At 70.2% G+C, this 7,112-nt stretch carries 5 protein-coding genes and 1 pseudogene; 2 read left to right on the forward strand and 4 right to left on the reverse strand.

All coding sequences use genetic code 11. From position 1 onward, the window contains the following. Positions 1-312: 312 nt before the first annotated feature. Positions 313-829: pseudogene (locus GA0115259_RS14895) on the reverse strand (VanZ family protein); the annotation flags it as partial. Positions 830-1,021: 192 nt separating this feature from the next. Between GA0115259_RS14895 and GA0115259_RS14900 the strand changes: the two are divergent. Beyond that, complete coding sequence (locus tag GA0115259_RS14900) at positions 1,022-2,665, forward strand: DNA repair helicase XPB (protein WP_093596380.1); 1,644 nt, start codon at positions 1,022-1,024, stop codon at positions 2,663-2,665. An 87-nt stretch (positions 2,666-2,752) separates the two neighbouring features. Here GA0115259_RS14900 and GA0115259_RS14905 read toward each other — a convergent pair whose 3' ends face one another. Beyond that, positions 2,753-3,964 (reverse strand): glycosyltransferase 87 family protein, encoded by a 1,212-nt coding sequence (locus tag GA0115259_RS14905; RefSeq protein WP_256098006.1) that lies wholly within the window; start codon positions 3,962-3,964, stop codon positions 2,753-2,755. Positions 3,965-4,060: 96 nt separating this feature from the next. Then, entirely contained in the window at positions 4,061-4,273 is a 213-nt protein-coding gene (locus GA0115259_RS14910) for a hypothetical protein (protein WP_093596382.1), read from the reverse strand. 483 nt (positions 4,274-4,756) lie between these two features. On the opposite strand from GA0115259_RS14910, the gene GA0115259_RS14915 reads away from it, so the two are divergent. Then, on the forward strand, positions 4,757-6,796 hold the full coding sequence (locus GA0115259_RS14915; protein ID WP_237540009.1) for a HelD family protein: 2,040 nt from the start codon (positions 4,757-4,759) through the stop codon (positions 6,794-6,796). An 89-nt stretch (positions 6,797-6,885) separates the two neighbouring features. Here the strand turns inward: GA0115259_RS14915 and GA0115259_RS14920 are convergent. Then, positions 6,886-7,112: 2OG-Fe(II) oxygenase (locus tag GA0115259_RS14920; RefSeq protein WP_141716569.1), on the reverse strand; the 227-nt coding region annotated here is incomplete at its 5' end.

Consider the following 7,112-nt stretch of genomic DNA (forward strand, 5'->3'; position numbering starts at 1 on the left):
GGCGGGCCGCAGCACGGCCGGGGCCATGAGCAGCGGAGTTGCGGCGAGTTGATGGAATGTGCGGCGGCTCAAGGGCTTCTTCATGGGCGAAGTGCCTTCCTCGGCGGTGGTGGAACACTGGTGCCGCTTTCAATCCGGGGAAGGTAGTGACACTCCGCACGCTTTTCAAGTATGTGGACAATGATTCCGTACACGAACCACATGACGCAGTGGATCAGCCGGTTGGTCAGCCGGTGGATTTACCCTTCGCAGGCTTCACCGGCTTCACCGGCTTCACGGGCTTCACCGACGGCCCGCTCACAGGTTCCAGCGCGCGGAACCGCCGCCCGATCCGCCGGCCCACGAGCAGATACGCGATCAGCGCACCGCCTGTGTTCAGGATCACATCGTCCACATCGAAGGCGCGCCCTTCGACCATCGCGCCCTGGGCCAGCTCCACCAGCACCATCACCACCGCCGTGAGCAGCACCACCCGCACCATGCGCATCCTGCGCGGTACGAGCACCGGAAGCAGCAGCCCGAAAGGCGCGCCCAGCAGCAGATTGCCGCCGATCTGCTTGCATGCGGCGAGGAAGGTGTAGTCCTCCAGGTACTGCCGCAGCGACCGTCCCGGCCGCAGATTGGCCCCCGCGATCTCCGCCGACACGGGTGACGGCGTCAGCGTCAGCCTGGCCAGCACGGCGGAGAAAACCACCAGCGCGACCAGAGCCACGCCCACAACAAGGACCCGCAGCACGGCCCGCCCCCAGGACTTACGACGTGCCGAGCTGCGCACCGGCTTGTGTACCGGCCTGCGCACAAACCTACGTACGGATCTTCCCAACGACATACCCGTCGGTATACCCATGGACGTGCCCACCCGAGCGGCTCTGCCCGGCCCGGTTCTTCCCGTACTTTCCGTCTCAGCGGTCATAGCACCCGGGTGCCCTCGCCACATCCACGTACGCCCCAGGAAGTTCCCCGGTCCGGATCCGCTCGGGATGCGCGACACTTGTCGTTTGGCAACGGAAAGGGCGCCGCTGTGAATGGACCTCTCATCGTCCAGAGCGACAAGACACTGCTGCTCGAAGTCGACCACGAGCAGGCGGGCGCCTGCCGCCGCGCCATCGCGCCGTTCGCCGAACTGGAGCGCGCGCCGGAGCACATCCATACCTACCGGCTGACTCCGCTCGGGCTGTGGAACGCGCGGGCCGCCGGGCATGACGCCGAGCAGGTGGTCGACGCGCTGGTGGCGTTCTCACGGTATCCCGTGCCGCACGCCCTGCTCGTCGATGTCGCCGAGACGATGGCGCGCTACGGCCGGCTCACCCTCTCCAAGCACCCCACCCATGGTCTCGTCCTGACCTCCACGGACCGTCCGGTGCTGGAGGAGATCCTCCGTTCCAAGAAGGTCCAGCCGCTGGTCGGCGCCCGGATCGATCCGGACACCGTCGCCGTGCATCCCTCCGAGCGCGGCCAGATCAAGCAGACGCTCCTCAAGCTGGGCTGGCCGGCCGAGGACCACGCCGGTTATGTCGACGGCGAGGCGCACGCCATCGAGCTGGACGAGACCGGCTGGGCGCTGCGCCCGTATCAGAAGCAGGCCGTCGAGGGCTTCTGGCACGGCGGCTCCGGTGTGGTCGTCCTGCCCTGCGGCGCGGGAAAGACGCTGGTCGGGGCCGGTGCGATGGCCGAGGCCAAGGCGACGACACTGATCCTGGTCACCAACACCGTCTCCGCCCGCCAGTGGAAGCACGAGCTGGTGAAGCGCACCTCGCTCACCGAGGAGGAGATCGGCGAGTACAGCGGTACGAAGAAGGAGATCCGCCCGGTCACCATCGCCACCTACCAGGTGCTGACGACCCGTCGTAAAGGCGTCTATCCGCATCTGGAGCTCTTCGACTCCCGTGACTGGGGCCTGATCGTCTACGACGAGGTGCATCTGCTGCCCGCGCCCGTCTTCAAGTTCACCGCCGATCTCCAGGCCCGCCGCCGGCTCGGGCTGACCGCGACGCTCGTACGGGAGGACGGCCGGGAGTCGGACGTCTTCTCGCTCATCGGGCCGAAACGGTTCGACGCGCCGTGGAAGGAGATCGAGGCGCAGGGCTATATCGCTCCGGCGGACTGTGTCGAGGTACGGGTCAATCTCACCGACGGCGAGCGTCTCGCGTACGCGACCGCCGAGACGGAGGAGAAGTACCGGTTCTGCGCGACGACCGAGACCAAGCGGAAGGTGACGGAGGCGCTGGTACGCAAACACATGGGCGAGCAGACGCTCGTCATCGGCCAGTACATCGACCAGCTCGACGAGCTGGGCGAGCATCTCGACGCGCCGGTCATCAAGGGCGAGACCAGCAACGCGCAGCGCGAGCTGCTCTTCGAGTCGTTCCGGCAGGGCGAGATCTCGGTGCTCGTGGTGTCGAAGGTCGCGAACTTCTCGATCGATCTGCCGGAGGCGACGGTCGCGATCCAGGTGTCGGGCACGTTCGGCTCCCGCCAGGAGGAGGCACAGCGCCTCGGCCGGGTGCTCCGTCCCAAGGCGGACGGCCATGAGGCGCGCTTCTACTCGGTCGTGGCGCGCGACACCATCGACCAGGACTTCGCGGCACACCGCCAGCGGTTCCTGGCCGAGCAGGGATACGCGTACCGGATCGTGGACGCGGACGAACTGCTCGCGGAGAACTGAGCGGGCGGGCGCGGCGGGCTCGGCAGGCAAGGCACTCGGTCCGGTACGGGCCCGGCGCGACGTCCCGGTCCGGGCCCGGCCGCGTGCTCATCCCCGCGCCCTCGCCCGGACCGACTCGGCGCGTGGCGTCGGGAGCACCGGGCCCGTGTCCGCCCGCGCCAGGCCCGTACTCGTACCCGTACGCCAGCCCGCGAACGCCAGCAGTCCCAGCGCGCACAGCGCGTACGGCGACGCCACCGGCTGCTGCCACCACGCCAGCCGGAGGTCCAGCTCGCCCTCGTGCGGTACGGCCCAGAAGCTGCGCGCCGTCCAGACCACGCCGACCGCCGCCGCCGTACGGAACCGTCGCTCCGCGATCAGCACCGCCAGCAGCGGTACGCACCACACCCAGTGATGCGACCAGCTGATCGGCGACACGAGCAGCGCGGTCAGCGCCGTGACCAGCACGCCCCAACGCTCGGAACCGGCCCGTACGACGGCCGTACGCGCCAGCCACAGCCCGCCGGCCGCCGTGACCGCCGCGGTCACCGTCCACAGCGCGCCCGGCTCCGTGGTGTGCAGGACGCGTGCCAGCAGCCCTTGCAGCGACTGGTTGTCGATGATCCACGCCTTGCCGACCCGGCTGGTCTCGAAGACGCGCCTGGTCCAGAACTCGCCGCTGGCCTGCGGCAGTACGAGCACGCCCAGCAGCACCGTGGCGGTGAGGGAGGCGACGGCGGTCAGCCCGGCCCGTACGCGCCCGGTCACCAGCAGATAGACGATGAAGACGGCCGGAGTCAGTTTGATGCCCGCGGCAACACCGAGGGCGAAGCCCTTGCCGAGCGCGTGCTCGGGTCTGGACAGGTCCCAGAGGACGAGACAGGCGAGGGCGAGATTGATCTGTCCGAACAGGACGGTCTGGAAGACCGGTTCGAGCCAGAGCCCCACGGCTACGGCGACGACCAGCGGCACAGGACCGGCGGGCAGCCCGGCGAACCGCCAGGACAGCCGTACGAAGAGGGCCAGCAGCGCGACGTTCCCGATGACGAAGACGACCTTGAGCGCGTCGACGGGCAGCCAGGTGGTCGGGACGAAGAGGATCGCCGCGAAGGGCGGATAGGTGGCGGGCAGCTGCCACTGCGTGACCGTGAACCCGTAGAGATCGGTGCCGCCGACGACGGCCGCGCCTTCCGCCCGGTAGACGAGCGTGTCGGCCATCGGGATGTGCCGGGCGAGGCAGAGGGTGGCGAATGCGGCCAGCGACAGGGCGAGCACGCCCACTGCGGCGAGTGAGCGGGTGGTCACGGTCCGGTAGGTCACGGCCGCGACCCTAGTGGATCAGCGGGATCGAGGGCGTCCCTCAGGTCCCGTCCAGGTCAAGTCCGGGTCCCGTCCGCGTCCCTCGGACAGATCTTCTCAGAGCCGGTGGCCACGGCTGGTATCGGCCTCCTCCGCGTACTCCCCGAGGACGGCCACCCGGAACGCGGTGCTCACGAAGACCTTGACCGCGCGCAGTGCGTTGCCGACGTGGTGGACGGGATGGTTGGGTGCGGCCCCCGAGACGGTCGCGCCCGGTGGCGGCGGCGCGCTGTGCGGGGGATGGGCTGGGGTAAAGGCTGCGCTACTCATATGTCCATAGTGGATTCACGGCCACCGGAACACATCGATCCATGGACGGAACCGCGCACAGCGCCATGTACGACTCCGGGCGCGGTGGCATGTACGACTCACGGCATACGGGATGTCCCCTACGGGAGGGACGCGGCGGCACGCGGCCGGGCATACGGCGGGGCCAGGGCCGGGCATACGGCGAGGGTCGCCAGGTCGGGAAAAAGCATTCGCCCGTTCGCAACCCGCTGGCTACAATCGCCCACCTTGCCCGCCTCCCTCAGCGGAGTGCCGTCGTCCGGACGGAAACCGGACGGCCACCGCCATGATGTGATCCACGCCGACCGACAGGCTCGCGGCCCGTCGGTGTGCGTACAGCCCGGAGGCAACACCGTGCCCGCGTACGATTCCGATCCCACCACGACGCCCGAAGCGCTCCCGGCCGGCCCCGCAGCCGACCTCGCCGATCCCACCGGCCCCGCAGCCGATCCCGCCGCCGATCCCCTGGCCGGCGAGCGCGCCCACCTCAGTGCCTCCCGTTCCGCGCTCCGCGCGATGCGCGAGGACGTCCAGGCCCTCGACATCCGGGATGTCACCGCGAACTGGGTCAACGCCGCCGTCCTGGAGGCCCAGATCGAGGAGCGCATCAAGGCGCTCGCCGATCTCTCCCACACTCCGCTCTTCTTCGGCCGGCTCGACTATCTGCACCAGGTCGGAGCGGCGGAGGCCGAAGGCGCCGAGGGCGACCGCTTCTACATCGGCCGACGCCATGTCCATGACGCCGACGGCGATCCCATGGTCATCGACTGGCGCGCGCCCGTCTCCCAGCCGTTCTACCGGGCCTCCAAGAAGGACCCGCACGATGTCGCGCTGCGCCGTCGCTTCGGCTACACGGGCGGCGACCTCACCGCGTACGAGGACGAGCGTCTCTCCGATCCCACCGAGGCGGCGCGCTCCAGCAAGCTGCTCCAGGCCGAGATCGAACGGCCGCGCGTGGGCCCGATGCGGGACATCGTCGCCACGATCCAGCCGGAGCAGGACGAGATCGTACGGAGCGATCTCGGCGGCACGGTCTGTGTCCAGGGCGGTCCCGGCACCGGCAAGACGGCCGTCGGTCTGCACCGGGTCGCCTATCTGCTGTACGCGCACCGCGAGCGGCTGGCCCGTACCGGCACGCTGGTCATCGGGCCGAACGCGTCCTTCCTCCACTACATCGAGCAGGTGCTTCCCGCGCTGGGCGAGCTGGATGTACGGCAGTCGACGGTGGACGCGCTGGTCGCCTCCGTCGACGTACGCGGTACGGATCCGGCGCCCGCCGCCGTGCTCAAGGGCGACGCCCGGATGGCGGAGGTCCTGCGCCGGGCCGTGCGCTCGCATGTCACCGCGCCGACGGAGGGCGTCGTGGTGGTGCGCGGCTCGCGGCGGTGGCGGGTGCCCGCGTACGAGATCGAGGAGATCGTCCAGCAGTTGCTGGACCGGGACATGCGCTACGGCGCCGCGCGCGAGGCGCTTCCGCAGCGGATCGCCCACGCCGTGCTCGTACAGATGGAACGGGCGGGCGAGGCGCCCGACGACCGGGTGCAGGACGCGGTGGCGCGCGGCGCGGCGGTCAAGGCGGCGGTCAAGGCGATCTGGCCGCCGGTCGATCCGGCGAAGCTGGTGCTGCGGCTGCTCTCCGACGCGGAGTTCCTGGCCGAGCACGCGGAGGGGCTGCTGACGCCGGACGAGCAGCGGACGGTCCTGTGGACCAAGCCCGCGCGCAGCGTGAAGTCCGTGAAGTGGTCGCCGGCGGACGCGGTGCTGATCGACGAGACGGCGGATCTGATCGCCCGTACGCACTCGCTGGGCCATGTCGTACTGGACGAGGCCCAGGACCTCTCGCCGATGCAGTACCGCGCGGTGGGCCGCCGCTGTTCGACCGGTTCGGCCACGGTCCTGGGCGATCTGGCCCAGGGGACCACGCCGTGGGCCACCGCGAGCTGGGCGGAGGCCCTGCACCATCTCGGCAAGTCGGACGCGGTGGTCGAGGAGCTGACGGCGGGCTTCCGTGTGCCGCGCGAGGTGATCGCGTACGCGTCGAGACTGCTGCCGGAGATCTCGCCGGGCCTGACGGCGGTGGAGTCGGTACGTGAGTCGCCGGGCTCGCTGGAGGTACGGGAGGTACGCGACGCCGCGGCCCTGGACGCGGCGGTCGTCGCGGCCTGCACGGAATCCCTGGCCCACGAGGGCTCCATCGGCCTGATCGCGGCGGACACCAGAATCCCGGCCCTGCGCGAGGCCCTCACGGCGGCGGGCATGCCCTGGCTCTCGCCGGGCGAGGAAACCACGGCGGCCTCCCGGCTGACACTCGTACCCGCCTCCCTGGCCAAGGGCCTGGAGTACGACTATGTGGTCCTGGACGACCCGGCGTCGGTCGTGGCGGCGGAACCCGACGAACGCACCGGCCTCCGCCGCCTCTACGTGGCCCTGACCCGCGCGGTCTCAGGCCTCACGGTCCTCCACACCACGCCACTCCCACCGGCCCTGCTCGCCCGCCCGGCCTGATCCCGGTACGGCCCCGTACGGTTCCCCGTTCCGAAAGGCCCCCGGAGGCCCCGGAACGGGGACCGCCACCCATCGCCACGTAACACTTCCTACGGGCTCACGTCATTCCCGCGGTTCGCGGGGTCGGGGCTGCACAGCCAGCCGTTGACGGCGAAACGGCTGTCCGCGTGCTGCTTGCTCGGGCAGCTGACCGGCCGTACCTCATGCCAGGCGGTGGGCCGGAAGAACACGATGCTGTCGTGCTCGGGCTCCCAGTCCCGCCAGGTACGCTCCTCCCACTTTCCGGCTGTCCCGGTGTGCAGCGGCAGGGGGGCGG

This window comes from Streptomyces sp. MnatMP-M17 (assembly GCF_900091995.1).
Classification (GTDB): Bacteria; Actinomycetota; Actinomycetes; order Streptomycetales; family Streptomycetaceae; genus Streptomyces.